Consider the following 26,670-nt stretch of genomic DNA (forward strand, 5'->3'; position numbering starts at 1 on the left):
CCAGTCCGAGCCTGCCGGCCATCGCGCGCATACAAGGCAGCCCCCGGTGACCGTCGCAGCCGGCGAGTTGAGTCGATTGCGATGCATTGAGGCGACTTGAGACCATCGAGGAGAATGTGATGAAGTCTGCACTTCGAGGATATTGTCTTGCGCTTGGCGCGAGCCTGGCCTTGTCCGGCGCTGCCATGGCGCAGGATATCAGTGTTGCCGTGGTTGGGCCGATGACCGGCTCGGAGGCGAGCTTCGGCCAGCAGTTCAAGAACGGCGCCGATCTCGCGATTGCCGATATCAATGCGGCCGGCGGCGTGCTCGGCAAGAAGCTGAAGCTGGAAGTCGGCGACGACGCCTGCGATCCGAAGCAGGCGGTGTCGGTTGCCGAGAAGATGGCGGGCGCGAGAATTCCGTTCGTCGTCGGGCACTTCTGCTCGTCGACCTCGATTCCCGCCTCTGACGCCTACGCCGAGGGCAACGTGCTGGAAATCACGCCCGGCTCGACCAACCCGCTGTTCACCGAACGCGGGTTGTGGAACACGTTCCGCGTCTGCGGCCGGGACGACCAGCAGGGCATGGTCGCGGCCGCCTATATCATCAAGAACTACAAGACCAAGAACGTCGCGATCATCCACGACAAGACGACCTACGGCAAAGGTCTTGCCGACGAGACCAAGAACGCCATCAACGCGGCGGGCGTGAAGGAAAAGCTCTATGAGGCCTACACCAAGGGCGACAAGGACTTTGCCGCGCTGGTGTCCCGCTTCAAGAAGGAATCGATCGATTTCGTCTATGTCGGCGGCTACTACGCCGAAGCTGCGTTGATCCTGCGCCAGATGCGCGAGCAGGGCGTCAATGCCGTGCTGATGGGCGGCGACGCGTTGGTCGACAAGCAGTTCGCCGCGATCGCGGGGCCGCTTGCCGAGGGCTCGCTGTTCACCTTCTCGCCGGATCCGCGCAAGAAGGTGACCGCGGCCGCGACCTTGAAGAAGTTCAAGGACAAGGGCATCGATCCGGACGGCTACACGCTCTACAGCTATGCCGCGTTCCAGATCTGGAGCCAGGCCGTCACCCGCGCCCAGACCACCGACGCCAAGAAGGTCGCGGCGGCCATCAAGGCCGGAAGCTGGGACACCGTGCTCGGCAACATCAGCTACACGCCGAAGGGCGACATCACCCTGATCGACTACGTCGTGTACCGGCGCGACAAGGACGGCAACTACGCCGAGCTGCCGGCCGCCGGTCAATGATCGCTGGCCGCGACATCGGCGCTCCTCCCTGATCGATGTCGCGGCTGTGCCGGCTCACAGCGCCAACGGACCAACCCTCTGCCAGCCCCGGAGGTGTTGGCGCTGTGATGCCAGGCAGCAACGCTACCAACTGATTTAGCCAACGACTGCCATCGCCGGACGTCGTTCGACGGCAACGAAGAGAGCAACACGTGTCTGACATGAGTCTGAGCAATGGCGGCGGTCGTTCTGGCGAATGGCGCGCCGCGGGGCAGTCGCAAGGATCGGCGCAAGGATCGTCGCAGGAGTCGTCTCAAGAACCATCGCATTCCTATCCGCTGCTGGTGCGCGATCACGGTCTTGGCACCGCGCTGAAGCTGCTGCTCGAGACCCTGCCTTATGCGCTGGCGCGATGGGGCGTGCTGCTGGGCTTTGCCGCGGTGTGCGCGGTGTTTGCCTTTGTCGTTGTGGGCGGCGCGGTGTGGCTCGGCACCCATGTCGCCAGCGTGTTCGGCTATTGCTGGCTGCTCGGCACCCTGCTGCTCGGCGGATGGATCTGGGGTGCCATCCTGCGCTACACGTTGCACATGATTGCCTGCGGCCACGTCGCCGTGCTGACCGAACTGATCACGCATGGCCGCATCGGCAACGGCACCGAAGGGCAGTTTGCCTATGGCCGTCGGATCGTGATGGACCGGTTTGGCGAGGTCGCGGTCCTGTTCGGGCTCAATGCGCTGATCCGCGCCGTGCTGCGCGCGTTTCACAATGCGCTCGATACGCTTGGCGATTGGCTGCCGGCGCCCGGCATGAAGGCGATCGTCGGCCTGCTCAACACCATCCTGTCGGCAGCGACGCGCTATCTGGACAAGGTGGTGCTGTCCTACGATCTGGCGCGCGGCGGCGACGATCCCAAGCGCAACATCCAGGACGGGCTGGTCTATTATTGCCAGAACGCCAAGCCGATCCTGACCACGTCGGTCTGGATGGTCATCGTCGAACGGATCCTGAGCATCCTGCTTTGCCTGCTGCTGCTGGTTCCCGCCGGGCTCGTGACGGTCTGGTTGCCGGAGGCGGTCAGGGAGTATGGCGCCATCGTCACCGTGTTCATCGCGGCCCTGCTGGCTGTGACGGTGCGTGCCGCATTCATCCAGCCGCTGTTCCTGATCTGCATGATGATCCGCTTTCACGCGCTGATCGAGCACCAGCCGATCAATTCGACCTGGGTCGGCTATCTCGACGGCCTCTCCGACAAGTTCCGGCAGATCGGACGCTGAGACTGCCGTTCGCGTGTCGTGCCGGGCTGCATACGAGCCGGCCGATGCGTGGTGTTGATCGTATTTCGTAACGGAGATGTTCGGTGACCGATATCGCGCTCGACAATCACGGCATCAGGCTTGCCGCATCCGTCCATGGCCCGACGGACGGCGAACCGATCCTGTTCCTGCACGGCCTGTCGCTGAGCCGGGACACCTGGCAGGAAATCGCCGGCCGGCTGAAGGATCGATGTCGGATCTGGACCCTGGATTTCCGCGGCCACGGGCACTCGGATCGTGCCCCGGACTATGATCTCGCTGCCTACGTTTCGGATGCAAAGACCGCGTTGGCCGCAATCGGGCGTCCGGCGGTGATTGTCGGCCACTCGCTCGGCGGCTGCGTTGCGGGCGTGCTGGCGCAGAGCGGTGACGCCAATGTGCGCGCAGCCTTGCTCGAGGATCCGCCGTGGTATCTCGGGCAGCCGGGGGAGTGGGAGAAATCGGCCTTCCCAAAGCTGTTTTCCATCGCCAGCGCGCGTCAGGCTGCGTGGCAGCAAGCGCGCGCACCGCTCGGCACGTATCTTGCGTTCGTTTCCGACTCTCCGACGCCGATGGGCGGAATCGGACGCGATCATTACGGCCCACGTCATCTGCTCAGTCACGCCTCTGCGCTGCAGCGGCAGGACGGGCGGTGCTGGGCCGACGGAAACGTTGCGGGCGCCGTCCTGGCGGCGATCCCGACCGAGCGGGAGTTCCTGTGTCCGGTCAGGATTGTCCAGGCCGATCCGGGATGTGGCGCGGCTTTTCTCAGGGATCACGAGGCGCGCCTCGCGTATGGCAATCCGCGTGCCGACATCGTTCGCTATGAGGGATGCGGCCATTCACCCCACCGCGCCATCGCGTTCGAACAGCGCTTCGCGGCAGACCTGCAAGCCTTCCTGTCGGGCCTGCCGTCGCGGTGAGCGCGGGCGCGAGCCGGCACATCAGATCCACGAACCGAAGACGGGGCCATCCATGCAAGAGACGTCCGGCTACGATCCGAACTACGTGATGGGGCGCTCGACCGCGGAGACCGACAGGCTCAAGCGCCAGTCGCAGCTCTACGATGCGTCGACATGGCAGCTTCTGAAGGAGGCCGGGCTCGCGCCGGGCATGAAGGTGCTCGACGTCGGCAGCGGCGCCGGCAACGTGTCCTTCATCGCCGCAAGCCTGGTCGGCGAGAGCGGGACGGTCGTCGGCGTCGACAGCAATCCCGCCATCGTCGACGAGGCGGCGGCCACCGCGCGCTCGCTCGGCCTGCGCCAGGTGTCATTCCGGGTCGGCGACATCAACACGATCGAGCTGGAGCGGGATTTCGATGCGGTCGTCGGCCGGCTCGTGCTGATCTATGTCAAGGATCCCGCGGCGCTGGTTCGACAATTGCTCGCCCACGTCAAGCCTGGCGGCATCGTGGCGTTTCAGGATCTCGACTGGGGTGAGGGGCCGATCGCCAATCCGCCATCGCCGCTGCTGTCGCAGGCATGGGGCACTGTGAAAGAGATGTTCCACCGCGCCGGGCTGAACAACCGGATGGGATTGTCGTTGCACGGCGCCTTCGTCGCGGCCGGGCTTCCCGCGCCGCGCATGAGCCTGTTTGCGCCGGTGGGAGGCGGCATGGATTTCGACGGTTACGACTATATGGCGAGCGGCCTGCGCAGCAACCAGCCGCATATCGTCAAGCTCGGCGTCGCTACCGAGGCGGAGCTGGCACTGGATAGTTTTGCCGAGCGTCTGCGCACCGAAGTGGTCGGCATGCAGGGCGTCTTCGCGCTGCCGACCTTCGTCAGTGCCTGGTCGCGCAAGCCGCCGCGCTGATCGCCGCTACGCCGTCACGCATTCTGCGCAAAGCGCGTAGTACCTGCGACCGGCGCGAGCCATGCGGCGGCGTGGTCGGTGTAGATTTCGATCTGCGGCCGCAGGCCGTCGGTGCTGTCGAGCGTGCCGGCCTTGACCACGACCTTGCCCGGCATCAGCGCGGTCTTCGCCAGGATCGGCGAGCCGCAGCCGCCGCAGAAATGGCGCTCGACCGGGTGACCGCTGTCACCCCTGTCGACGAAGACCGCGGTCTCGCCGGATTGCTGATACTCGGTCTCGCGGACCACGACATTGAGCGAGAACAGGCTGCCGCTCTGCCGCCGGCAATGCGTGCAGTGACAGATTGCGATCCCGCGCAGTTCGGCCTTCAATTCGTAGCGCACGGCGCCGCACAGGCAGCCACCCTTTCGATCCGGCATGATGTTTCCTCCCAAAACGCTGACCTGACAAATCTCCCTCAGGCGCCCATCACCGCGTCGACGAAGGTCGCAGCCGATTCCTTTAGCTGCTTGCGGCTGTAGCCGGCGCGCTCCATCACGGCGAGGCCGCGCGTGAAGGTCACGAAGACCCGCGCCAGCCGGTTGGTGTCCGCCGCGCGGCGCCTGCCCGGAGCCGCGCTGAGGGTCTTGCCGATCAGTTGCTCGAGCCGGCCCAGCACATCCTGCACGCGCTGACGCACCTCGGTGCTCGAGATCGCCGCATCGAGCGCGGTGCGTGTCGTCAGGCATCCGCGCGCCGGCGAGCCGTCGGTCATGTTGACGATGATCATGTCGAAGAAATTTCGCAAAGCGATCGTCGTGTCGGCGTGAGCCAGCGCATGACCGGCCGCTTCCAGGAATTGACCGGTATATTGATCGAAGGCGCGCAGGAAGATCGCTTCCTTGTCGCCATAGGCGTTGTAGAGGCTGCCGCGCTGCACGCCGGTGGCGGCGGCAAGGTCCTGCATCGTCGCGTCGTGCAGGCCCTTGCGCCAGAACACGCCTAGCGCCGTCGCAATCACCTCGTCCTCGTTGAACTGACGTACACCCACCATCCGACTCGCTCCGCCTGAGTATCCTTGACATCATCGTCAAGATTGACAATCATGTCAAGAATGATGCCTCGGGAGATCAGCATGATTACCGCCGTCACGTCTTTCAAATTGCCCAAGCCGATCACCCGCGAGGAAGCGCGCGCCATCTTCCTCAGCACCGCGCCGATCTATCGCGGCGTACAGGGATTGTTTCGCAAGACCTATGTGCTGTCCGAAGACGGCATGATGGCTGGCGGTATCTATTTCTGGAACTCGCGGAGCGAGGCGGAAGCTTTGTACACCGACGCGTGGCGCGCCCGCGCCCGCGAAAAGTACGGCGCCGATCCGACGGTGACCTATTTCGAAAGCCCCGTGGTGGTCGACAACGTTGCCGAGCGGGTTCTTGCCGATGAACTGAGCACGTGACCTGGGGCCGCTGACTTCGCCCCACCTCCGCGGGAGGGGCGGAACGCATCGCCAGACCTCCGCCAACGTCAAAGGTCTTCCAGCGCGTCGCGTGACGGTGCGATCGGCAGCCATTCCGGGATACGGCGCTTGGCGAGCCAGTAGGGCCGCCAGAGCGCGCGCCAGGTCCCACGGTCCAGCGGCACCGTGCCCCAGATGCGCTGCGCCATGTCGACCCGCGACAGGTCGTGCATGTGCAGCCACTGGCGTGCCGCCCACCACAATTCGGCTGGCATCTCGCCGTTGCGCCTGCCCTTGAGCTCGACGATGCTCGGCAAGGGATCGCGATACCGGGTCGCCACCTTGAGTGTGGCGACGCGCCTGCCATGCTGTCTGATGCTCCAGAGTCGCGATCGATTGTGTGCGAGGTTGTAGCCGTAGGTGCGGAGGCAATTCTGCATTGCCTCTGCCTCCTCTGCGATATCAGCGGTCGAGGTCAAGGGCACGAAGTCGTAGCCGGCGACACGCCCCGCCTGCAGCCACATGTCGGCAATCGGCTGCGAGCCGAGGTTGAGGTGTAGCGAGAGCAGCGTTCGCCAGTCGTTTGCGGCGGCGCGCGCGGTGTCGAGACGCATGGCAGGCGCCCATGTTCGGTCGATCAGCGTATGGCCGAGCGTTGAGGGTTGGGTTGAGAACCACGCCCACAGGCCGACCAGCCGCAGCCCGGCCGGGTTGACGAACCGCGGCGCGCGGATCAGCTCGCGCGCGATCCAGGCGGCAGCAGGCGAGTGTGCGAGCCCCGCAAGTTCGGTAACGGCTTGCAGCCAGATCGGCGACAGCTTTGCTGATGGCGGCAGATGGTTCGCGATCTGGCGGCGAAACACCTCGTCGTCGGGCAATCCTGCGATCGGAAAAATGAATGCTTCCGGCGGCAAATTGCGCAGCCAGAGCGGTATGCCTGCAGCGGCTGCTGCCTTCGCAAGGGAGCGGCCGTCGATAACATGCGCGAGCGCGAGCTTGGAGTCTCGTCCAGCCCGCGGGACCGCCAGCGCGAACAGCAGCCCAGGAAAGCTTACGGCAAGGTCCGCGATGCGCGCATGCTGCATCGCGAGCGCACGCACCTTGGCCTGCACATGTGGATGGTATCTGCGCAGCTGCCGTTCGGGCAGCGCGAAGCCTGCGGCGTCCCGTCGGGGGAACGCCAGAACACTGGATGTCATGACAATGGTTCCGCGCCCGCGGCGCAGCAGATTCGGATCGATTGGGATGGAGCGTTAGAGTCTTGCCCGGGATTGAGCTCCCGGGACGCGCATCAAAAATCGCGCGGTAAACCCGGGAAGCGCGCTAGCCTGATCATCGTCGCCTCCTGCAATGAATTGCGGAGCGTTCCCATAGCCCATTTTGTATCGTGAGGCAACGAGCCCATTTGCGCCGCCGCGCACTTCGCAAGGCATTGTGGCGTGCAGAGCGCGATGACACGAAGCTTTCATCGTCACGCCGTCCGTGGGGCATCTTCACCTTCTATGTCGCCGGCGCTAGTCTCGCCGCACCGACCAACAAGAAGCGTAGTGGGCAGGACACGCCAATGACCCAGCAACAATACTCCGATCCAGGTTCCCCGGCGCTGCCGCGCCGGAGGCTCGGCCGCACCGGGCTCGACGTCTCCATTCTCGGTTTCGGCACCGCACCGCTCGGCGATCTCTTTGCGCGGCTCGACGACACGGCTGCAATCGCCGCGATGGAGCGGGCGTTTGCGCTGGGCGTGAACCTGCTCGATTCCTCGCCGCTCTACGGCCATGGCCTCGCCGAACATCGCTGCGGCACTGCGCTGCGCCGCGTGGCGCGCGACGACATCGTCGTCTGCACCAAGGTCGGGCGCTGGATGGACCCGTTTCACGGCCGCGGCGACGGCTCGAACTTCGTCGGCGGCCAGCCGCATCGTGCGGTGGTCGACTATTCCTATGACGGCACCATGCGCTCGGTGGAGCAGTCGCTGCTGCGGCTCGGCACCGATCATATCGACTTGCTCTTGATTCACGACGTCGACGTCTGGACCCATGGCGCCGATGCGATCGAAGCCCGGTTCCGCGAGGCGATGGAAGGCGCCTATGTCGCGCTCGACAGACTGCGCGCCGAGCGCGTGGTCAAGGGCATCGGGATCGGCGTCAACGAGGCCGAGATGTGCGTGCGCTTCGCCAGGGCCGGAACGTTCGACACCATGCTGCTCGCGGGCCGCTACTCGCTGCTGGAACAGCCGGCGCTCGCCGAGTTCCTGCCACTGGCGGAGAAGCAGGGCATCGGCATGATGCTCGGCGGCGTGTTCAATTCCGGTATCCTGGCGACCGGTGCGGTGGCGGGCGCCAAGTACAATTATAAGGACGCGCCACCCGACGTGATGCAGAAGGTCGCGGCGATCGAGCGCGTCTGCCGCGCCCATGGCGTGGCGCTGCCGACTGCGGCGCTGCATTTCGCGCTCGGCCATCCGGCGGTCGCAAGCCTCGTGCTCGGCGCGCAGACACCGCAGGAGGTCGAGCGCAATGCCGCCGCGCTCTCGGCCTCGGTCCCTGCCGCGCTGTGGCGCGACCTGAAGGCCGAAGGTCTGCTCGAACAGCATGCGCCGGTGCCGGCATGATGCGGATCGATGCCCATCACCATGTCTGGACCCTGGCGCGCGCCGATTACGGCTGGCTGACGCCCGCGCGCGGGCCGATCTATCGCGACTTCGGCCTGGCCGACCTGATGCCGCATCTCGCCGCGGCCGCGATCGAGGGCACGATCCTGGTGCAGGCCGCACCGACCGAGGCGGAGACGGCATTCATGCTCGACGTCGCCAAGAGCTCGGAACTGGTGCGCGGCGTGGTCGGCTGGATCGATTTCGATGCGCCCGATGCCGCGGACCGGGTCGATGCAATCGCCGAACGCGAACTGCTGGTCGGCCTGCGGCCGATGGCGCAGGACATCGCCGATGACGACTGGCTGCTGCGCCCTGAACTGGCGGCGCCGCTCGAGGCCATGGTGCGGCACGACCTCGTGTTCGATGCGCTGGTGTTGCCGCGCCATCTGCCGCGGCTCGCTCAGGTGGTCGATCGCCATCCGGACCTGCAATTCGTGCTCGACCATTTCGGCAAGCCGCGGCTCGCCACCGGCGACATTGCGGCCTGGAAGGACGACATCGCGCGCCTTGCCGCGCGAGCCAACGTCGTCTGCAAGCTGTCGGGCCTAGCGACCGAGGCGGCGCCGAATTGGCAGGTCGCCGATCTGCGCGAGGCGGTGGATCATGCACTGGCATGCTTCGGGCCGCAGCGCCTGCTGTGGGGCAGCGACTGGCCCGTCGTCAATCTCGCCGGCGGCTATGCGCACTGGTTCGCGGCAGCCGAGAGCCTGCTGGCTGATTTGTCAAGTGACGTGAGAGCTGCGATTTTCGGTGGCAATGCGGCGCGCATCTATTTGTCAAGCCGCGGGCGACCCACATCCCAGAAATAGCACGCAGGGAGCGCCAAATTTGATCCACAGCGCGCCTTGATGAATCATTCCGGGATGGTCCATAAGCGGCGTCCGCGCCGTCGTGATTTGGCGGTGCAACGGAATCAGAGAGACAGGCGTGGCAAAGATTCATCATCAGATTGCGCAGGAGCTGGGGGTTCGCGACGAGCAGGTCGAAGCGGCGGTGACGCTGCTCGACGGCGGCGCCACGGTGCCGTTCATCGCGCGATACCGCAAGGAGCTCACCGGCGCGCTCGATGATGCGCAGCTGCGCACGCTGGAAGAACGGCTGACGTACTTGCGCGAGCTCGAGGAACGCCGCACCGCGGTGCTCAATTCGATCCGCGAGCAGGGCAAGCTCGATGCCGCGCTGGAAGCCCAGATCATGGCGGCCGACAGCAAGGGCCGTTTGGAAGACATCTATCTGCCGTACAAGCCGAAGCGCCGCACCAAGGCCGAGATCGCCAAGGAAGCCGGGCTCGAGCCGCTCGCCGATCAGCTTCTGACGCAGCCGCAGAACGACCCCAACGAGGTTGCCGCGCCCTTCGTCAACGCCGAGAAGCAGGTCGCCGACGTCGCCGCGGCGCTGGACGGCGCGCGCGCCATCCTGGTCGAACGTTTCGCCGAGGACGCCGACCTGATCGGCGCACTGCGCGAGGAGATGTGGTCGAACGGCATCATGGCCTCGACCGTCCGCACCGGCAAGAAAACCGAAGGCGAAAAGTTCAAGGACTATTTCGATTTCTCCGAGCCGCTGCCGAAGCTGCCGTCGCACCGCATCCTGGCGCTGTTCCGCGGCGAGAAGGAGGAGATCCTCGACCTCGCGATCAAGCCGGAGGCGCAGGAGCCCGTGGTCGGCGTGCCCGGCCTCTACGAGCTCAGGATCATGAACCGCTTTGCGATCTCCAACCAGGGCCGCAAGGGCGACAAGTGGCTGACGGAGACGGTGCGCTGGGCCTGGCGCACCAAGATCCAGATCCATCTCAACATCGATTTGCGGATGCGGCTGTGGACCGCGGCCGAGACCGAAGCGGTGCGCGTGTTCGCCTCGAACCTGCGCGACCTCTTGCTGGCGGCGCCGGCCGGCCCGCGCGCCACCATGGGGCTCGATCCCGGCTATCGCACCGGCGTCAAGGTTGCGGTGATCGATGCGACCGGCAAGGTGGTGGCGCATACGGCAATCTATCCGCACGAGCCGCAGCGGCGCTGGGACGAGTCGCTCGCCATCCTTGGCAAGCTCGCGATCGAGCATGGCGTCGAGCTGATCGCGATCGGCAACGGCACCGCCTCACGCGAGACCGACAAGCTGGCGACCGAGCTCGTGAAGCGGCTGCCCGAGCGCAAGATGACCAAGATCGTGGTCTCCGAAGCCGGCGCGTCGGTCTATTCGGCCTCCGCCTTTGCCTCGAACGAATTGCCCGATCTCGACGTCACCATTCGCGGCGCGGTCTCGATCGCGCGGCGCCTGCAGGACCCGCTGGCCGAACTGGTCAAGATCGATCCGAAGGCGATCGGCGTCGGCCAGTACCAGCACGATCTCGGCGAGGCCAAGCTCGCGCGCTCGCTCGATGCCGTGGTGGAAGACTGCGTGAACGCGGTCGGTGTCGACGCCAATACCGCCTCGGTGCCGCTGCTCTCGCGTGTGTCGGGCATCGGCGCCGGACTGGCGCAAAGCATCGTGCAGCACCGCGATGCCAACGGCCCGTTCAAGTCGCGCAAGGCGCTGAAGGACGTGCCGCGACTCGGGCCGAAGGCGTTCGAGCAGTGCGCAGGCTTCCTGCGCATCAGCAATGGCGAGGACCCGCTCGATTCATCCGGCGTGCATCCGGAAGCCTATCCGGTGGTGCGCCGCATTCTCGAGGCGACCAAGAGCGACATCAAGGCGCTGATCGGTAACGCCGATATGGTGCGAGGGCTCAAGCCGCAATCCTTCGTCGACGACACCTTCGGTCTGCCCACCGTCACCGACATTCTGCGCGAGCTGGAAAAGCCCGGCCGCGACCCGCGTCCGGCGTTCAAGGCGGCGGTGTTCAAGGACGGTGTCGAGGAGGTCAAGGACCTCAAGATGGGCATGATCCTCGAGGGCACCGTGACCAACGTTGCCGCCTTCGGCGCCTTCGTCGATATCGGCGTGCATCAGGATGGGCTGGTGCACATCTCGGCGATGTCGCGGAATTTCATCAAGGACCCGCGCGAGGTGGTGAAGCCGGGCGATATCGTCAAGGTCAAGGTGCTGGACGTCGAGGTCGCGCGCAAGCGCATCGCGCTGACGCTGCGGCTTGACGACGAGGTCGGGCCGAAGAAGGACAATGCGGGTCCGTCGCGCGATTTCTCACGCGGCTCGGCCAAGATGACCTCATCCGCGCCGCGCCGTCCGCAGGAGCAGTCCAGCGGCGGCGCGCTCGCCGACGCGCTGCGCCGCGCCGCCGAGAAGAGCGGGCGCGGCAAGCCGACCTGAGCCGCAGAGGAGGGCGGTAGGCCGAGCCCGCCGCGCCTCATTTCCGTTACAGCTTTCCTTCAGCGAACCTGGCCAGCGCCTCCGCAACGCCCTTGCCGTAGGCCGGATCGGCCTTGCTGCAATTTGCGACATGCCGCTCCTGGATATGCTTCGATGCCTGGCCGACCTGACGGGCGGTGTTGTCGAGCAGCGCCTGCCTTTGCGCGGCATTCATCTTGCGGAACAGATCGCCTGGCTGCTGCCAGTGGTCGTCGTCCACCCGATGATCCCAATGCGCAGCAGCGCCTGAGAGTTCGAGCGGCGGTTCGTTCAGCTGCGGCTGGTCGGTCCACTCGCCATGGCTGTTCGGCCAATAGGTCAGCGTCGCGCCCAGATTGCCGTCGGTGCGCATCGCGCCGTCGCGGTGATAGCTGTGGAACGGACATTTCGGCGCATTCACCGGAATCTGGTGATGGTTGACGCCGAGCCGGTAGCGCTGCGCGTCGCCATAGGAGAACAGGCGGGCCTGCAGCATCTTGTCGGGCGAATAGCCGATGCCGGGCACGACATTGGCCGGCGTGAACGCCGCCTGTTCGACTTCGGCGAAGAAGTTTTCCGGGTTGCGGTTGAGCTCGAAGTACCCGACTTCGATCAGCGGATAATCCGCCTTCGGCCAGACCTTGGTCAGGTCGAACGGATTGAACCTGAAAGCCTTGGCTTGCGCATCCGTCATCACCTGGATGAACAGCGTCCAGCGCGGAAAATCGCCGCGCTCGATGCTGTTGAAGAGATCGCGCTGGTGGCTCTCGCGGTCCTTGCCGACCAACGCCTCGGCCTCGGCATCGGTCAGATTCTGGACACCCTGCCGCGTGCGGAAGTGAAATTTCACCCAGACGCGCTCGTTGCCGGCGTTGATCATGCTGTAGGTATGGCTGCCGAAGCCGTGCTGGTGGCGAAAGCTCCTGGGGATACCGCGCTCGCTCATCACGATGGTGACCTGGTGCAGCGCTTCCGGCAGCAGCGTCCAGAAATCCCAGCTCATGTCGGGATCGCGCACGCCCGTGCGCGGATGCCGCTTGATCGCGTGGTTGAGGTCGATGAAGCGTAGGGGATCGCGGAAGAAGAACACCGGCGTGTTGTTGCCGACCACGTCCAAATTGCCTTCATCGGTGTAGAATTTCAGTGCGAAGCCGCGGATGTCGCGCTCGGCATCGGCCGCGCCGCGCTCGCCGGCAACGGTCGAGAACCGCGCGAACATCGGCGTCTGCTTGCCGATCCCCGAGAAGATGCTGGCCTTGGTGTAGCGGGTGATGTCATGGGTGACGGTGAAAGTGCCGTGCGCGCCGGCGCCCTTGGCGTGCATGCGCCGCTCCGGGATCACTTCGCGGTGAAAATGCGCGAGCTTTTCGATCAGCCAGACGTCCTGCAGCAGCGCCGGCCCACGCGGCCCCGCCGTCATGATGTTCACATTATCGGCAACCGGTGCGCCGGAGGCGTGGGTCAGGAACGGTTTCTTGGTCTCGTCGCTCATCGAAAGCTCCTTGCTGGAAGTCAGTACTCGTCGTCCCGGCTCTGAGGGAAGCCGGGTGAAAGACGATTGCATCGCGGATGCGTTACGGCCGGCGCGACGAGGAGGCCCGGTAATCGACAAATTGTGAACCGGATCTGCAATCCCGCTACGACGACGTCGTTTCTTGGATGAGTGCCGGATTAAGAAATCGGGGGGATCGATTCAACGCACGCTATCCGTTGATTCCAGCCAAATGTCCGTCGATCTCGGCCAACGCAGTCGGGGCCCGCAATCCGGTCACTTGCTGCGCATGCAGGTGCGCTCGCCAATCCTAAATCCGGCGTCAGAATCTGGCGCATTTGTCAGTTGAAGTCGGGCTCGCGCTTGCGTCTTCTGATCTTGCTCGTGTGCGGCGATACGAGGTTCGCCGCGGTCCCAATCAGGGAGGATTTCATGAAGAACAGGCTTCTCACGTGTCTCACGGCGGCGACGCTCGCTGTCAGCGTTGCGCTCGCACCCGCGGCCCTTGCCAGAGGCGGCGGCGGTGGTGGCGGGCATGGCGGCGGCGGTTTCGGTGGCGGCCACGGTGGTGGCTTTGCTGGCGCCATGGGTGGCGGCATGCATGGCGGAGGCTTCGGCGGCATGCACGGCGGCGGCTTTGGCGGTATGCGTGGTGGCGGCATGGCGTTCGCTGCCATGGGCGGCGGCGGGCATTTTGCCGGCGGCCATTTCGGCGGCGCGCGCTTTGCCGGTGCACCGGCGTTCGGGCCGCGGTTCGCTGGCGCCGGATTCCACGGCGGACGCTTCTTCCATCACGGCGGCTTTTTCCATCACCACCGCTTCCATCGCTTCGCCTTCTTCGGCGGACCTTTCGTCTATGCCAATTACTACGACGGCTGTTACCGCAGGGTATGGACGTCCTACGGCCTGCAATGGGTCAATGTGTGCGGGGACTATTGGTGATCGCCCAACCATCCGCACCGTTGTCGCGGCCGTCGCCAGACGTTCCATCCAGCCCCGGAATGGGATAGTCTGGCGGCGACCGTCGCGGGGCGCTCGGAGGGGTTGAGAACTCGGAGAGTTCAAGAAGATGACCGGAGCTCACCGCCGCATTCTCGTCGTCGAGGACGATCCGGAGACCGCGGGTCAGCTCGTCGAGGAACTCACCACCTGCGGCTACGACGTGGATCTGGCTGCGAACGGCCGTGAGGCGCTGAGCCAGGGAGCGGCGCGCGACTATGCCGTGATCACGATCGATCGCATGCTGCCCGACATCGACGGCATCACGGTGATGCGTCAGATGCGCGACGACGGCATCGCAGTGCCGTTCCTGATCATCAGCGCGCTCGGCGAGGTCGATGACCGCGTGCGCGGCTTGCGCGCCGGCGGTGACGACTATCTGGTTAAGCCGTTCTCCTTTGTCGAGTTGCTTGCGCGCCTGGAGGCGCTCGGTCGCCGCAGCGAGACCGTTGCCAAGGAGACCATCCTGCGGGTCGGCGATCTCGCGGTCGATCTGATCGCGCGGACGGCGAGCCGCCGCGGCCGCAAGATCCCGCTGCTGCCGAAGGAATTCCAGCTGCTCGAATATCTCGCGCGCAACGAAGGCCGCGTGGTGTCGCGCGCCATGCTGCTGCAGCACGTGTGGGATCTGCACTTCGATCCCTCGACCAACATCATCGACGTCTATGTCGGACGGGTGCGCCGCAAGGTCGACGACCAGCAAGCCTATCCGCTGATCCACACGATCCGCGGCATCGGGTACTGCCTCCGTGCTCCTGGCTAAAACCCTCAGGTCATCGACGTTCCGCCTGGCCTTGATCGCCATCGGCATCTTCGGCCTGATCGTGTCCGTCATCTTCGCCTATGTCTACTGGTCGACGCTGTCCTACGTGCGCGACAGGTCCGACCGCGCGATCATGACCGAGCAGGCAAGCCTCGACGATGCCTATGCGCGGTCCGGCCGCGATGGCCTGACTGCGTTGATCGCGCAACGCATCGCGGACAAGGCCTTTGCTGACCATGTCTATCTGTTGGCCGGCGCCGGCTCGGCGGTGTTTGCAGGAAATCTCAAGCAATGGCCGGCGGAGGCTGCCGGGCAGGGATGGACCGAATTCCGGGTCTCGCTGCCGCAGCTCTCCACGGGAACCTCGTTGGCGCGAGTCGTTACGGAGACCCTATCGAACGGTGATCGGTTGCTGGTCGGCCGCGACATCAGCGATCTCGACGGCTTCATGACGCAGATCCGGGCCGCGGGCATCGCCGTTGTCGTGCTGATCATCGTGCTGGCTGCGGCCGCCAGCATCGGGGTCACGCGGCGAACGGTGGGCCGGATCGAGTCGATCAATGCGACCAGTCGCGCCATCATGCTCTCCGGCCTTGACCAGCGCATTCCGCTTCTCGGCAGCCATGACGAATGGGACCGCGTCGCGGAGAATCTCAATTTGATGCTGGATCGCATCCAGACGCTGATGGGCGACGTCAAGCAGGTCAGCGAAAACATCGCCCACGACCTGCGCACGCCGCTGACCCGGATGCGCGGCCGTCTGGAGAAGGCCTATCACGCCCCACGCAACGCAGAGGGCGATGCGACGCTGATCGGCGACACCATCGCCGATCTCGACGCGGTGCTCGGAATGTTCGCGTCGATCACGCGGATCTCCGAGATCGAGACGCGGGCCCGCAAGGGCGCGTTTCGCACCGTCAATCTCGTCGAGATCGCAGGCGAGGTGGTCGAGCTGTACGATGCCGCGGCCGAGGAGGTGACCACCCATCTCGACCTTGCCGGCGATCCCGCGGTGATGGTCACCGGCGACCGCGACCTGTTGTTCGATGCCATTGCCAACCTCGTCGACAACGCCATCAAGCATGGCCGCCCGGGCGGACGGGTGACCGTGACGTGCGACGATGACGAAAGCGGGCCGGTGATCTCGGTTGCCGATGACGGCCCGGGCATTCCGGCCGACCAGCACGACCGCGTTTTCAAGCGCTTCTACCGGCTCGAGCAGAGCCGCTACACGCCGGGCAACGGCCTCGGTCTCAGCCTGGTCGCGGCGGTGGCAAGTCTGCACGGCGCCAAGATCGAGCTGCGCGACAACGCACCGGGATTGTTGTTCAGGCTCGTGTTTCCCGCGGCGGAAACGTAGAAGCTTAGGGGGGTGACGGCGGAGGAACTTCTCGCCGGATGCGCGCCCCCAAAATATTGAAAACAACCCCATGCAAAGGCGCTCGCGGCTGCCGGCGTTCGACCGGGCAACTTGACATGTCGGGCAAATCAGGGGTATCTTCTAGTATTCCGAAATCGTGTAAACGTTGCCTTGTAAGCCCTCTCGCCGGTAGGGCGGCGCAGTGCATCGCGAGACTGCGGATGCGCGTAGATAAGCCGCGCAACAAACTCGGTGTCGTCCCGGGCAAGCGAAGCGCGACCCGGGACCCATAACCACCAAGGCGATTTGCTTTTGCTGAGTTGGGGCCACAGCTCGGTTCAACAACACGACCTTGGGTCTCTGCTTTCGCAGGGACGACGATGCGGAGCATTCCCGTTCAAAACCTCGCCGCCATCTCCACGAGCCTGCGATGCGCCGCGTCGCGGGCCGCGCGGATCGGCTCTGCGGGCCCGGTGGTCGGGCCGATCGGCAGGAAGCGCAAGTCATTGATGCCGATGAACCGCAGCACCTCGCGCAGATAGGGCGTTGCCATGTCGATGCGGCCGCGGTTCATGCCGGTGACGAAGTCGCTGCCGCTCGCCAGGATCACGACCGTCGGGCGGTCCTTGAGCAGCGGCAGATAGCCCTGCGCCGGATCGAAGCGAAAGGTCAGCCCGGGCTGGATGATGACGTCGAGCCACTGCTTGAGCTTGTAAGGAATGCTAAAATTCCACATCGGCGTCGAGATCAGCACGCGATCGGCCAGCGACAGCCGCAGCGCGAGGCGTTCGGCGACCGCGAAAGCATCGTGCTGCGAACTGGTAAAACCGTTGCCGCCGATCCGGGCATATTTGGCCTCGAGCAGATACCCCTCGAACTCCGGCAGCGGCTCGCGCCACAGGTTCATTGCGTCGATCTCCCAGTCCGGGCGGGCCTTGCGAAAGCTCTCCACAAAGACGCGCGCGCCGGCCGCCGATTCCGAATCGGCGCGGGGAGAGCAGTTGAGATGCAGCAGCTTCGGCACCGCGCCTCCCTCAGCCGAGTGCCTTGATGACGGCGTCGGCGTTGGTGACAACGGAGACGTTCTGGAGCGCGAAGTTGATCGCGGCGTTGTGCCAGTCGGCATTCATGGTCGAGCAGCAATCCTCGGGCACGATCATGAAATAGCCCTTGTCGGCGCCGGTGCGCGCGGTGTGCTCGACCGACATGTTGGTCCAGGCGCCGGTGTTGATGATCATGTCGCGGCCGGTCGCCTTCAGGATGGTCTCGAGCCGCGTGCCCTCCCAGGCGCTCATCCGCATCTTCTCGACCACGAAGTCGCCCGGTCGCGGCTCGAGGCCGGAGACCGGCGCCGCGCCCCAGCTGCCGCGTACCATCGCCTTGCTGTCGACAAGCCCCTCGAACAGCGGTGCGTTCAAGGTCACCCCCGGCGCGCCCGGCTCGACGACGAACCAGACATGGATGATGGCAACGCCACGCGCCCGCGCAGCCTCGGCGACGCGGCGGACATTCTCGACGACATGCTGCTGGCGGGCGTGGGCAGGCGCGCCGGACTCGGCGAACGCGCCGCCGTCCATGATGACGTCGTTCTGCATGTCCTGGATGATCATCGCGCAGCGCTGCGGATCGAGCTGCATCTCGCCGGCGGCCAGGTTCGGTGCAGGCGAGGACGATGCGGCGCCGGCGCCGCCACGCTTGCCGCTCATATAGGGTTCGTGGCGCGGCCCGACTTTGGTCGGGATCGCGTAGACCGAATGGGTCGCGGTCAGATAGAGGGTGCGGAAATCGGCGCCGCCCCAGGCGAGGTTGGCGACGAGCTCGGGCAGGCGGACCTTGCCGAGCAGATCGCCGCCGGGCGAACAGACCCAGACGCCGCCGGGCGCGGTGACCCAGACATTGCCGCGCTGGTCGCACTTCATGCCGTCGGGCAGGCCGGGCTCGAGCTCGGAGCGGATGCCGGAGGCGAATACGCGCGGATTGCCGAGCGAACCGTCGGCGCCGACGTCGAAGGCGCGGATCAGCGCCTGCACGGTGTCGTTGACATAGAGGATGCGCTCGTCCGGCGAGAAGCACAGCCCGTTCGGCTGCTCGAACAGATAGCGGTCGACCAGCAGTTTCGGCGCGCCGCCGCCCGGCGGCACGCGATAGACGCCCTGGAAGCCGAGCTGCCGCGGCCGCTCGACGCCATAGACCGGCATGCGGCCGTACCACGGATCGGAGAAATAGATCGCGCCCGAGGAATGGACGCAGACGTCGTTCGGGCTGTTGAGCTCCTGGTTCTCGTAATGCGAGGCCAGAACCTCGCGCCGCCCGTCGGGCCGTTCGCGGATCAGCGAGGATGTCGTGTGCTCGCAGACGATCAGATTGAGGTCCGCGTCGTAGGTCATGCCGTTGCATTTGTTCGACGGGCGCTTGACCTCGACCACGCCACGCCGCACATCCCAGCGCCGGCGCACGTCGCCGGGCATGTCGGAGAACAGCAGGAAGTGATCGACCGGGTGCCAGATCGGTCCTTCCGTGAAATCGAAGCCGGTGCCGACCTGGCCGACCGGTGCGTAGGGGTCGATCAGGTCTTCGAACTCGCTGCGCAGCGTGACATGCGTCATCGTGACGGGCCTTCGCGGTTATGCCGGGAACCAGCTGCGTTGCGGCAGGCTCTGCACGACCGGCCCGGGCACCTGGTCGTGCAGCCGGCCGACCACCATGCCGCCTTCGATCTTGGCCGGACGATCATGCACCGGCAGCAGATAGCGCGAGTTGGAAAGCAGCTTCTTGATCGCGGCCTTCTCGGCACGCTTGCTGGTGCCGTGGTTGCCGGTGGTGCGCGGCTCGGCGTCGTGGATCTCGTTGAAGGGTGTGACGATCTGGTCGTTGAAATCGTAGATCACGTCGCCGCAGATCGTCGCGATGCCGTCGGCGGTGTGGACGTGGATGTTCATCGAGCCTTCGGTGTGGGCGTTGGCGGCGTCGCAATAGACGCCGGGCATCAGCTCGACCGGACCGGTGATCTCGAGGTCGAGGAAGCGCAGCGCGCTCTTGGTGTGCAGGCGGTCGATCAAATGCTTGATGTCGGGCGCGGGATATTGCGGATGCATCAGGCCGGAGACGGAATATTCCAGCTCCTTGCGGTTCAGCACGACGGTCGTGTTCATCGGGAACAGGTCGTCCTTGCCGGCATGATCGATGTGCAGATGGGTGTGGCAGACGAAGCGGACGTCACCCATCCGCACGCCGTGGCGGGCGAGCTGGTTCTCGATCATGTTCTCGTGGAACTGGAGGCCGCGCATGCCGAGCGTCTCCATGATCTGGTTGGAGCGGTAGCCGGTGTCGACCAGCACGGGGTAGGGGCCGCCGAGGATCAGGAAGCCGAGCGTCAGCACGCGGCGGGTGCGGCCGCAATTGTGCCCGAGCACGAGGAAGCTCGATTCCAGCTCGATATCGCCATAGTCCAGAATCTTGATCTCCAACGGCATCGCTCTCCCTCCAAATTCGTGTTCGTTGTTATGTTCGTGTTCGCGGTGCGGCTATGGGTCCAGCCGATAGACCCGCGCCGCCGTTGTGCCGAAGATCGCGGCGCGCTGCTCCCGGCTGAGCCGCTCGGCGGCCGCCTTGAAGGCATCGACGAGATCGCGGTAGCTGGTCCACAGCTTCTCGATCGGAAAGTTGGAGCCGAACAGGCAGCGGTCCGCACCGAAGATCGCGACCGTATCGGTCATGACGCCGGCGATATGCGCGGCATCGTTGCGATGGATGAAGGTGCCGAGCCCCGACAGTTTCGACACCACGTTGGGACATTGTGCGAGCCGCGCCATGCCGGCGCGCCAGGTGGCCCGGCCTTGCGGCGACAGATCTTCCAGCATGCCGGCATGTTGCAGGATGAAGGTGACGCCGGGGCAGGCCTCGGCGAGCCCGGCGGCATCGGCCATCTGCGGCGCGAACACCTGCAGGTCAAAACTCCAGCCATAGTCGGCGAGGTGACCAACGTTGCGCCGGATCACCGGATCGCTGCAGAGATCGGGCCGCGCTGCGAAGCGATAAAGCGGGTTCTCGTGCCAGTGCAGCTGCATGCGCACGCCGCGCACCAGCGGATAACGCTTCAACCGGTCCAGCTGCGGCCGGACGTCGCCTGAGGAAAAATCGGCATAGGCGACGAGGGCGTGCGGCCAGCCATGCTGATCCGCCGTCTGCTGCACCCAGGCCGCCTCGTCCTCGAACTTGCCGTTCGGCCAGTTGGTCTGGACATAGACCGAGCGGGTGACGCCGCTGCCTTTGAGGTCGTCGAGATATTCTTCGATCGGATAGTCGCGACGGATCGGCTCATAGGGGCCGAAGATGCGCGGCTGCATCGGGCCGGACAGCCAGGCGAGATCGGCCTGACGCCAGATGTGATGGTGTCCGTCGACGATTCCAGTCACGCAGCTCTCCTTGTTCCGAGCGACAGCAGATGCGCGACCACGGCCGCGCTCGATCCGCCGTCCACGAGATCATCGACAAAGCGCTGGATCGCGATCAGCGCCTCGGTATGCGGCTTGAAGCCGGGCGCGGTCGCCAGCGGCGTCAGCCAGCTCACGCGCCAGGCCCGGCGCGACAATTTTGCGACGGCATCGCGCAGCGCCGCCGGATCGCCGCGCTCGAGACCGTCGGAGACGATCACGACAGCTGCGCCGCGGGCATATCCGCCGAACCGGGGCACCGCGAGGAAGGCCTGCAGCGCATCGCCGATCCTCGTGCCGCCGTCCCAGTCGCTGACCAGGAACGAGGCCGCATTCAGCGCCTGCTCCCGCCGCTTCAGCCGCAGTGCAGACGTGACGCGGGTCAGCCGCGTGCCGAAGGTGAACACCTCGACATTGCCGGCGGCCTGCACCAGCGCATGCCCGAGCCGCATGTTCTCCTCGGTGCGCGCCTTCATCGAGCCGGAGACATCGATCAGGAACAGGATCTTGCGTGGGCGCTGTCGGCGGCGCATGCGCCCGAGCCGCAGCACCTCGCCGTCATTGCGGACGCTGTCACGCAGCGTGCGGCGCAGATCGGCGAACGGGCCTCTGCGCGCACGCCGCCGCCGGTGGCCGCGTCGTCGCGGCAGTCGCCGGGCCGCCTCGCGCGACAATTGGCGCAGTGGATCGCTGGTCGGGACTTGCGCAAAGCGGCGCTCGACCAGCGCTTCGGCACGCGCCGCGGCGAGGCCGGATTCATTGGCCTCGTCGGCAAGCGGCGGCTCGTCATCGCCGCGGCCTTCCTCCTGCAGGCGTACGGTCTCCTCGTCCTCGCCTTCGGCGTGCTCAATCGCCTCGGCACCGCGGAAATGGATGTCGAACAGGCGGTCATAGGTCGCACGGCGCTCCGGCGGCGGCGCCAGTGTGGCAAGCCCGGCCCGGCGGATATGTTCAAGGCTGTGCGGCCCGAGCAATTCGATCGCCGCCAGGAAGTTCGTCGTCTGCTCCGGCGCGACCAAGAAGCCGTTGGCGCGCAGCAGCGCGACAAAGGAGACGAAGATCCGCGCGGCGCGCGGCAGCCTGAGATCGTCGCTCACGCGGCTGCCTCCGCGATGATCGCATCGAGCCGGGGCGAGATGAAATGCAGGTCCTCCTCGTCCTTCAGCGCGACGCCGATCGAGCGCTTGAACGCGTCCGGCCAGCGCGCACCGCCCTTGTTGAGCAAGGTCGCAGCCTCCGCCCAGTCGACCGCCTCGGCAATTCCCGGCGCCTTGCTCAGCGGCTCGCGGCGCAGCCGCCCGACCGCGGCGACCACGGCGCGGGCGGTGGCCTCGGCGACGCTGGAGGCGCGCATCATCACGATGCGGGCCTCGCGTTCGGCATTCGGGTAGTCGATCCAGTGATACACACAGCGCCGCCGCAGCGCCTCGTGCAGATCGCGGGTTCGGTTCGAGGTCAGCACCACGATGGGATGCTCGGTGGCGCGGATGGTGCCGCGCTCCGGGATCGAGATCTGGAAGTCGGAGAGGAATTCGAGCAGGAAGGCCTCGAACTCCTGGTCGGCGCGGTCGATTTCGTCGATCAGCAGCACGGTCGCATCCGGCGCACGCAGCGCGGCCAGCATCGGGCGTTCGATCAGGAAGGACTCGCCATAGATGTCGATGCTCTCCTCACCGGCCTGCCGGATTGCCAGCATCTGGCGCGGATAGTTCCACTCGTAGAGCGCCGCCGACGCATCGATGCCCTCATAGCATTGCAGCCGGATCAGCCTGCGGCCGAGCACGGCGGCGATCGCCTTCGCAGCCTCGGTCTTGCCGACACCCGGCGCACCCTCGAGTAGCAGCGGCTTGCCGAGCGCGAGCGAGAGATAGGAGGCGGTGGCGATGCCGTCGTCGGCAAGGTAATAGGCCGCGCGCAGCGCCTTCTCCAGCGCCTCGGGGCTGTCGATGCCGACGATGTTGCTGCGGACCGGCATGAAGGGACCTCAGCGCCGCGGCTGCGGCCGCGCGCCGCCCTGCGCCCTGATCGCGCGCAGCACCTTCTCCGGCGTGATCGGCAAATCGTCAATCCGCACCCCGACCGCGTTGAAGATCGCGTTCGCGACCGCAGGCAGCACCGGGTTGGCGCACATCTCGCCCGGTCCCTTGGCGCCGAACGGGCCGTCCGGCGCCGGGCGTTCCAGCACCGCGATGTCGTGCGGGCAGATGTCGCCGGGCCCCGGCATCAGGTATTCGACGAAATCGCGCGGGCCGTGCACCGGCTCCGGATAATAAGGCTCGGGTGTCTCGTAGAGCGCGTGGCTGACGCCCATCCAGGCGCCGCCGACCAGCTGCTGCTCGACCAGCCGCGGATTGAGCGCGCGGCCGAGTTCATAGGCACTGTCCATCCTGACCATGTCGACCTCGCCGGTCTCGTCGTCGACCTCGACCTCGGCGACCAGACAGGCATGCGCGTAACACGTCGCCGGCGACATCTCGCCGGTCTCGGGATCGACGTCGGACAGCGGCACCAGGAAGATGCCGCGGCCGGAGATCGTCTTGCCCTGCTTGAACTGGGCGGCGATCGCGACGTCCTTGGTCGAGATCGAGCGATGCGGCGCACCCTTGACGTGGATGTTGCCGCGGCCGTCGGTCTCGAGATCGGCGGCGTTCACCTCCAGCTCCTCGGCTGCGGCCTCCATCATCACGCCGCGGGCCTCGCGCGCCGCCGCCATCACCGCGTTGCCGACGCGATGGGTGCCGCGCGAGGCGAACGAGCCCATGCAATGCGGCCCGGTGTCGGAGTCAGCGGTGTCGACATAGACGTCCTCGACCGGGACGCCGAGCGTCTCGGCGCAGATCTGCCGCGTCACCGACTTCATGCCCTGGCCGAGATCGATCGAGGACAGCGCCACGGTGAACTTGCCGCTGGGATTGGAGTGCACCAGCGCCTGGCTCGGGTCGCCGCCCAGATTCATGCCGATGGGATAATTGACCGACGCGATGCCGCGCCCGCGATGCCGGGTCATGATCAGCGCCTCCTGGTGCCGAAGACGGAAGAGAAGCGGGTGGCGCCATGCGACGGCGCGCTCGGCCGCGGTGGAGAAGGTGGCGTTGGCGGAGGGGGCGGTGGTGGTGGCTCGCGGCTCGCGGCCGGCGCGCGGTCATACGTCGTGCGCTGCTGGGACGGTGCGGGCGTCGGCGCATGCGTCTCGCGCGGCGTTGGCGTCACGGCGGCTCGCGCGCCGCCGCCATCCTTGCGGGACGACATCCGCTTGAACTCCTCGCGGAGCGGCCATTTGGCTTTCTCGGCTGCAACCTGCACGCATTCGATCAGTGCGGTGTTCTTGGCCTCGCGGCGATGCGCCTTCATGTCGCCGTCGCGATACGCGTTGAGGATCCGGAACTCCATCGGGTCCATGCCGACCAGATGGGCGAGCTTGTCCATCTGGCATTCGATCGCGAAGTCCATCGCGGTGACGCCGAAGCCGCGCATCGCGGTCGCGGGCGTCCGGTTGGTGAACACGCAGTAGACGTCGCCGTGGACGTTCGGGATGGTGTAGGGGCCGGGCAGATGCGCGGCGCATTTCACCGCCGCATAGCTCGACAGCCGCGTATAGGCGCCGCTGTCGAAATAGGCGCGCACCTTGCGGGCGACGACGCGGCCGTCGCGCATCACGCCGTCCTTGATGTAGATCCGCTCGGCGCCGCGCGGCGGGCCGTATTGCATCTCCTCCTCGCGGCCGAACACGTAACGCACCGGCCGTCCGGTCAGCATCGCGCCGAGGATGCAGAGCGGCTCGGTCAGGGTATCGACCTTGCCGCCGAACCCGCCGCCCACCGTGCCGCCGATGAAGTGGAAGGTGTTGGAGGGCACGTCGAGGATTTTTGCGCAGGTGTCGACCGAGAAGAACAGCGCCTGCGTCGAGGTGTAGACGATGTAACGGCCGTTGGTGTCGGGTGCGGCGATCGAGCCGTTGGTCTCGGTCGGGGCGTGCTCGATCGGCGACATCTGGTAGCGCTGTTCCAGCACGTGGTCGGCCGTGGCCAGCGCACGGTCGACATCGCCAAAGCGCAGCTGCTGGCGATCATAGGTCTCGTGATAGGTGAAGGTGTTCTTGGGATAGACCTCGTTGACCACAGGCGCGCCCGGCTTCAGCGCGTCCTCGACGTCGAACACCGCCGGCAGCACCTCGTAGTCGATCTTGACCTTGGCGATGGCCTCATACGCCTCGCGCGGGCTGTCGGCGACGATGGCGACGATCGGCTCGCCCTTGTAGCGCACCTTGTCGACCGCGAGCGACGGCTCGTCGTCCTTGCCGAAATTGATCAGCGAGAGCAGCGTGTTCAAATTGCGCGGCACGTCGGAGGCGCGGATCACCCGCCGCACGCCCTGTGAGCGTTCGGCCTCGGAGGTATCGATGCGGCGCAGCCGTGCGTGCGAATGCGCGCTGCGGACCACCTTCAGATGCAGCATGCCCTGCAGCTTGTGATCGTCGAAATAGGGCGAGGTGCCGGTGACATGACCGAGCATGTCCTGGCGCTGCGTGCCCCTGCCGATTTCCTTGAGGTTATCGTCGCGCTCGTCGGCGAAGAGGTCCTTGCGCAATTCCAGCATGGCACTGTTCCCTTACGCGGGAGCGCGGCCGCCGGAGGCGGCAGCCAGCACGGCGTTGATGATCGGCTCATAGCCGGTGCAGCGGCAGATATTGCCGGAGATCGCCTCGACCACCTCAGCGCGGCTCGGTTGCGGATTGCGGTCAAGCAGCGCCTTCGCGGCCATCAGCATGCCCGGCGTGCAATAGCCGCACTGCGCCGCGAAATTGTCGGCGAAGGCGCGCTGCAGCGGGTGCAGATTGGGGCCGTCCTTGATGCCGTCGAGCGTCTCGACCGAGCGGCCGGCGACCGTCTCGGCCAGCGTCAGGCAGGAGAGATGCAGTTCGCCATCGATCAGCACGCTGCAGGTGCCGCAGCCGCCCTGGCCGCAGCCGAATTTCGGCGTCATGTCGCCGATCAATTCGCGCAGCGCGACCAGAAGATTGGTGCCGCCTTCGACGAAGATCGCGACGTCACGGCCGTTATGCTGGAATTGAAGGGCAGTCTTGGCCATCGCCATTATTCCTGACCTGACAACAAACGCTTGAGATGCACGCCGACGATCTCGCGGCGATACCAGGCACTGGCGAGCGCATTGTCGCCGGGCGATGTGCCTTCGATCGCCGCCGCCGCGGCAGCACTGATCGTGGAGGCGTCGAGCGAACGTCCTTCCAGCGCGCGCTCGGCGGCGCGGGCGCGGATCGGCGTCGGCGCCATCGAGCCGAGCGCGATGCGGGCGCCGACGATGCGGCTGCCGTTGACCGGCAGATGCGCCGCCAGCGTGATCACAGCGCCGCCCTTGGGCTTGATCCGTGCGATCTTGCGATAGCGGAACGCCTCAGTGCTGCCGGGCCTGGCAAAGGAGATCGCCAGCACCAGCGTGCCGGTCTGGCGGTCGCGCGATTGCAGGAACTCGTCGATCGGGATCTCGCGTCCGCCAAGGCCGCCTTGCACCGATACCATGGCATCGAGCGCGAGCATCGCGACGGTGAAGTCGCCATACGGCACCGGCGCGAACAGATTGCCGCCGATCGTGCCCATGTTGCGCACCGCCGGCCCGCCGATCGAGCGGGCCGGGCCGTGCAGGAAGGCGAGATCGCGCTCGGCCAGAATGCGTGCAAAGGTGACGCCGGCGCCTAGCGTGATGCGCGAGCCCGAGGCGTCAATCCTGGTCATCGCGTGGTCGCTGGCGCGCACGATTGTCGCGATCGAGATGTCGCCCTCGTTCAGCGCCCGCATCACCAGCGTGCCGCCGCCGAGATAGCGGGCGCTGCGATCCGACGACAGCGCCGCCGCGGCGTCATGGGTGCTGGTGAAGGTCTTCACCGTGACTGGCATGATGTCCT

25 protein-coding genes are annotated in these 26,670 nt (G+C 66.0%); 11 read left to right on the top strand and 14 right to left on the bottom strand.

Annotated elements, in window-relative coordinates; all coding sequences use genetic code 11:
* Nucleotides 1–119 precede the first annotated feature (119 nt).
* The 4 genes from QMZ05_RS14500 (at nucleotide 120) to QMZ05_RS14515 (ending at nucleotide 4,327) form a co-directional block, all read left to right on the top strand.
* Nucleotides 120–1,241 (top strand): branched-chain amino acid ABC transporter substrate-binding protein, encoded by a 1,122-nt coding sequence (locus QMZ05_RS14500; RefSeq protein ID WP_353701369.1) that lies wholly within the window; start codon nucleotides 120–122, stop codon nucleotides 1,239–1,241.
* A 191-nt stretch (nucleotides 1,242–1,432) separates the two neighbouring features.
* Nucleotides 1,433–2,494, top strand: coding sequence for a hypothetical protein (locus tag QMZ05_RS14505; RefSeq protein ID WP_353701370.1), 1,062 nt, complete (start codon nucleotides 1,433–1,435; stop codon nucleotides 2,492–2,494).
* 83 nt (nucleotides 2,495–2,577) lie between these two features.
* Nucleotides 2,578–3,435 carry an alpha/beta hydrolase gene (locus QMZ05_RS14510; protein WP_353701371.1) on the top strand — a complete coding sequence of 286 codons (858 nt, stop codon included), beginning with the start codon at nucleotides 2,578–2,580 and terminating at the stop codon, nucleotides 3,433–3,435.
* Between the two features lie 52 nt (nucleotides 3,436–3,487).
* Complete coding sequence (locus QMZ05_RS14515) at nucleotides 3,488–4,327, top strand: class I SAM-dependent methyltransferase (protein ID WP_353701372.1); 840 nt, start codon at nucleotides 3,488–3,490, stop codon at nucleotides 4,325–4,327.
* A gap of 14 nt (nucleotides 4,328–4,341) precedes the next feature.
* Here QMZ05_RS14515 and QMZ05_RS14520 read toward each other — a convergent pair whose 3' ends face one another.
* Together QMZ05_RS14520 and QMZ05_RS14525 are read right to left on the bottom strand one after the other, a co-directional pair.
* Nucleotides 4,342–4,746: a GFA family protein gene (locus QMZ05_RS14520; protein ID WP_353701373.1), complete on the bottom strand. Its 405-nt coding sequence runs from the start codon at nucleotides 4,744–4,746 to the stop codon at nucleotides 4,342–4,344.
* Between the two features lie 38 nt (nucleotides 4,747–4,784).
* The gene (locus QMZ05_RS14525) at nucleotides 4,785–5,360 is read right to left on the bottom strand and encodes a TetR/AcrR family transcriptional regulator (RefSeq protein ID WP_353701374.1); all 576 of its coding nucleotides are present in this window, start codon (nucleotides 5,358–5,360) and stop codon (nucleotides 4,785–4,787) included.
* An 81-nt stretch (nucleotides 5,361–5,441) separates the two neighbouring features.
* Here QMZ05_RS14525 and QMZ05_RS14530 point away from each other — a divergent pair, with 81 nt between their 5' ends.
* Nucleotides 5,442–5,765, top strand: a complete 324-nt coding sequence (locus QMZ05_RS14530) for a monooxygenase (protein ID WP_353701375.1) — start codon at nucleotides 5,442–5,444, stop codon at nucleotides 5,763–5,765.
* A 68-nt stretch (nucleotides 5,766–5,833) separates the two neighbouring features.
* Here the strand turns inward: QMZ05_RS14530 and QMZ05_RS14535 are convergent, their stop codons facing one another.
* A complete protein-coding gene (locus tag QMZ05_RS14535) occupies nucleotides 5,834–6,964 on the bottom strand; it encodes a hypothetical protein (protein ID WP_353701376.1) in 1,131 nt (376 codons plus the stop codon).
* Between the two features lie 365 nt (nucleotides 6,965–7,329).
* On the opposite strand from QMZ05_RS14535, the gene QMZ05_RS14540 reads away from it, so the two are divergent.
* The 3 genes from QMZ05_RS14540 to QMZ05_RS14550 all read left to right on the top strand — a co-directional run bounded on the left by QMZ05_RS14540 (nucleotide 7,330) and on the right by QMZ05_RS14550 (nucleotide 11,685).
* The gene (locus QMZ05_RS14540; RefSeq protein WP_353701377.1) at nucleotides 7,330–8,376 is read left to right on the top strand and encodes an aldo/keto reductase; all 1,047 of its coding nucleotides are present in this window, start codon (nucleotides 7,330–7,332) and stop codon (nucleotides 8,374–8,376) included.
* A complete protein-coding gene (locus QMZ05_RS14545) occupies nucleotides 8,373–9,227 on the top strand; it encodes an amidohydrolase family protein (RefSeq protein ID WP_353701378.1) in 855 nt (284 codons plus the stop codon). The genes QMZ05_RS14540 and QMZ05_RS14545 overlap by 4 nt, the downstream gene beginning before the upstream one ends.
* 118 nt (nucleotides 9,228–9,345) lie before the next feature.
* Nucleotides 9,346–11,685, top strand: a complete 2,340-nt coding sequence (locus QMZ05_RS14550) for a Tex family protein (RefSeq protein WP_353701379.1) — start codon at nucleotides 9,346–9,348, stop codon at nucleotides 11,683–11,685.
* A 46-nt stretch (nucleotides 11,686–11,731) separates the two neighbouring features.
* Here the strand turns inward: QMZ05_RS14550 and QMZ05_RS14555 are convergent, their stop codons facing one another.
* The gene (locus tag QMZ05_RS14555; protein ID WP_353701380.1) at nucleotides 11,732–13,195 is read right to left on the bottom strand and encodes a catalase; all 1,464 of its coding nucleotides are present in this window, start codon (nucleotides 13,193–13,195) and stop codon (nucleotides 11,732–11,734) included.
* A gap of 432 nt (nucleotides 13,196–13,627) precedes the next feature.
* Between QMZ05_RS14555 and QMZ05_RS14560 the strand changes: the two genes are divergently transcribed.
* The 3 genes from QMZ05_RS14560 (at nucleotide 13,628) to QMZ05_RS14570 (ending at nucleotide 16,317) form a co-directional block, all read left to right on the top strand.
* Nucleotides 13,628–14,137 carry a hypothetical protein gene (locus QMZ05_RS14560; protein ID WP_353701381.1) on the top strand — a complete coding sequence of 170 codons (510 nt, stop codon included), beginning with the start codon at nucleotides 13,628–13,630 and terminating at the stop codon, nucleotides 14,135–14,137.
* Between the two features lie 127 nt (nucleotides 14,138–14,264).
* Nucleotides 14,265–14,957: a response regulator transcription factor gene (locus tag QMZ05_RS14565; protein WP_050425526.1), complete on the top strand. Its 693-nt coding sequence runs from the start codon at nucleotides 14,265–14,267 to the stop codon at nucleotides 14,955–14,957.
* A complete protein-coding gene (locus QMZ05_RS14570) occupies nucleotides 14,944–16,317 on the top strand; it encodes a HAMP domain-containing sensor histidine kinase (RefSeq protein WP_353701382.1) in 1,374 nt (457 codons plus the stop codon). Before QMZ05_RS14565 ends, QMZ05_RS14570 begins: the two co-directional genes overlap by 14 nt.
* Before the next feature lie 397 nt (nucleotides 16,318–16,714).
* Here the strand turns inward: QMZ05_RS14570 and QMZ05_RS14575 are convergent, their stop codons facing one another.
* Genes QMZ05_RS14575 through QMZ05_RS14620 form a run of 10 tightly spaced genes read right to left on the bottom strand, consistent with a single transcriptional unit; the run spans nucleotide 16,715 to nucleotide 26,662 of the window.
* The gene (locus QMZ05_RS14575) at nucleotides 16,715–17,341 is read right to left on the bottom strand and encodes an NAD(P)H-dependent oxidoreductase (protein WP_353701383.1); all 627 of its coding nucleotides are present in this window, start codon (nucleotides 17,339–17,341) and stop codon (nucleotides 16,715–16,717) included.
* Between the two features lie 10 nt (nucleotides 17,342–17,351).
* On the bottom strand, nucleotides 17,352–18,923 hold the full coding sequence (locus QMZ05_RS14580; protein WP_353701384.1) for an isochorismatase family protein: 1,572 nt from the start codon (nucleotides 18,921–18,923) through the stop codon (nucleotides 17,352–17,354).
* 18 nt (nucleotides 18,924–18,941) lie between these two features.
* Nucleotides 18,942–19,790: an MBL fold metallo-hydrolase gene (locus QMZ05_RS14585; protein WP_353701385.1), complete on the bottom strand. Its 849-nt coding sequence runs from the start codon at nucleotides 19,788–19,790 to the stop codon at nucleotides 18,942–18,944.
* Nucleotides 19,791–19,841: 51 nt separating this feature from the next.
* Entirely contained in the window at nucleotides 19,842–20,732 is an 891-nt protein-coding gene (locus QMZ05_RS14590) for an amidohydrolase family protein (protein ID WP_353701386.1), read from the bottom strand.
* Nucleotides 20,729–21,847 carry a VWA domain-containing protein gene (locus QMZ05_RS14595; RefSeq protein ID WP_353701387.1) on the bottom strand — a complete coding sequence of 373 codons (1,119 nt, stop codon included), beginning with the start codon at nucleotides 21,845–21,847 and terminating at the stop codon, nucleotides 20,729–20,731. Before QMZ05_RS14595 ends, QMZ05_RS14590 begins: the two co-directional genes overlap by 4 nt.
* Nucleotides 21,844–22,725, bottom strand: coding sequence for a MoxR family ATPase (locus QMZ05_RS14600; RefSeq protein ID WP_353701388.1), 882 nt, complete (start codon nucleotides 22,723–22,725; stop codon nucleotides 21,844–21,846). The genes QMZ05_RS14595 and QMZ05_RS14600 overlap by 4 nt, the downstream gene beginning before the upstream one ends.
* 9 nt (nucleotides 22,726–22,734) lie before the next feature.
* On the bottom strand, nucleotides 22,735–23,757 hold the full coding sequence (locus tag QMZ05_RS14605; RefSeq protein ID WP_021075858.1) for a molybdopterin cofactor-binding domain-containing protein: 1,023 nt from the start codon (nucleotides 23,755–23,757) through the stop codon (nucleotides 22,735–22,737).
* Nucleotides 23,758–23,759: 2 nt separating this feature from the next.
* On the bottom strand, nucleotides 23,760–25,346 hold the full coding sequence (locus tag QMZ05_RS14610) for a xanthine dehydrogenase family protein molybdopterin-binding subunit (protein ID WP_353701389.1): 1,587 nt from the start codon (nucleotides 25,344–25,346) through the stop codon (nucleotides 23,760–23,762).
* 12 nt (nucleotides 25,347–25,358) lie between these two features.
* Nucleotides 25,359–25,838, bottom strand: coding sequence for a (2Fe-2S)-binding protein (locus QMZ05_RS14615; RefSeq protein ID WP_353701390.1), 480 nt, complete (start codon nucleotides 25,836–25,838; stop codon nucleotides 25,359–25,361).
* A gap of 5 nt (nucleotides 25,839–25,843) precedes the next feature.
* Nucleotides 25,844–26,662 carry an FAD binding domain-containing protein gene (locus QMZ05_RS14620; protein ID WP_353701391.1) on the bottom strand — a complete coding sequence of 273 codons (819 nt, stop codon included), beginning with the start codon at nucleotides 26,660–26,662 and terminating at the stop codon, nucleotides 25,844–25,846.
* Nucleotides 26,663–26,670: the final 8 nt, after the last annotated feature.

The sequence above is a fragment of the Bradyrhizobium sp. INPA03-11B genome (assembly GCF_040446015.1).
GTDB classification, from domain to species: domain Bacteria; phylum Pseudomonadota; class Alphaproteobacteria; order Rhizobiales; family Xanthobacteraceae; genus Bradyrhizobium; species Bradyrhizobium macuxiense_A.

Coding starts and splice junctions, on each gene's coding strand:
- QMZ05_RS14600 (WP_353701388.1), bottom strand. CDS start 22,725: ATGCCGGTCCGCAGCAACATCGTCGGCATCGACAGCCCCGAGGCGCTG.
- QMZ05_RS14555 (WP_353701380.1), bottom strand. CDS start 13,195: ATGAGCGACGAGACCAAGAAACCGTTCCTGACCCACGCCTCCGGCGCA.
- QMZ05_RS14525 (WP_353701374.1), bottom strand. CDS start 5,360: ATGGTGGGTGTACGTCAGTTCAACGAGGACGAGGTGATTGCGACGGCG.
- QMZ05_RS14540 (WP_353701377.1), top strand. CDS start 7,330: ATGACCCAGCAACAATACTCCGATCCAGGTTCCCCGGCGCTGCCGCGC.
- QMZ05_RS14585 (WP_353701385.1), bottom strand. CDS start 19,790: ATGCCGTTGGAGATCAAGATTCTGGACTATGGCGATATCGAGCTGGAA.
- QMZ05_RS14535 (WP_353701376.1), bottom strand. CDS start 6,964: ATGACATCCAGTGTTCTGGCGTTCCCCCGACGGGACGCCGCAGGCTTC.
- QMZ05_RS14605 (WP_021075858.1), bottom strand. CDS start 23,757: ATGACCCGGCATCGCGGGCGCGGCATCGCGTCGGTCAATTATCCCATC.
- QMZ05_RS14610 (WP_353701389.1), bottom strand. CDS start 25,346: ATGCTGGAATTGCGCAAGGACCTCTTCGCCGACGAGCGCGACGATAAC.
- QMZ05_RS14500 (WP_353701369.1), top strand. CDS start 120: ATGAAGTCTGCACTTCGAGGATATTGTCTTGCGCTTGGCGCGAGCCTG.
- QMZ05_RS14560 (WP_353701381.1), top strand. CDS start 13,628: ATGAAGAACAGGCTTCTCACGTGTCTCACGGCGGCGACGCTCGCTGTC.
- QMZ05_RS14565 (WP_050425526.1), top strand. CDS start 14,265: ATGACCGGAGCTCACCGCCGCATTCTCGTCGTCGAGGACGATCCGGAG.
- QMZ05_RS14620 (WP_353701391.1), bottom strand. CDS start 26,662: ATGCCAGTCACGGTGAAGACCTTCACCAGCACCCATGACGCCGCGGCG.
- QMZ05_RS14580 (WP_353701384.1), bottom strand. CDS start 18,923: ATGACGCATGTCACGCTGCGCAGCGAGTTCGAAGACCTGATCGACCCC.
- QMZ05_RS14615 (WP_353701390.1), bottom strand. CDS start 25,838: ATGGCCAAGACTGCCCTTCAATTCCAGCATAACGGCCGTGACGTCGCG.
- QMZ05_RS14515 (WP_353701372.1), top strand. CDS start 3,488: ATGCAAGAGACGTCCGGCTACGATCCGAACTACGTGATGGGGCGCTCG.
- QMZ05_RS14530 (WP_353701375.1), top strand. CDS start 5,442: ATGATTACCGCCGTCACGTCTTTCAAATTGCCCAAGCCGATCACCCGC.
- QMZ05_RS14520 (WP_353701373.1), bottom strand. CDS start 4,746: ATGCCGGATCGAAAGGGTGGCTGCCTGTGCGGCGCCGTGCGCTACGAA.
- QMZ05_RS14545 (WP_353701378.1), top strand. CDS start 8,373: ATGATGCGGATCGATGCCCATCACCATGTCTGGACCCTGGCGCGCGCC.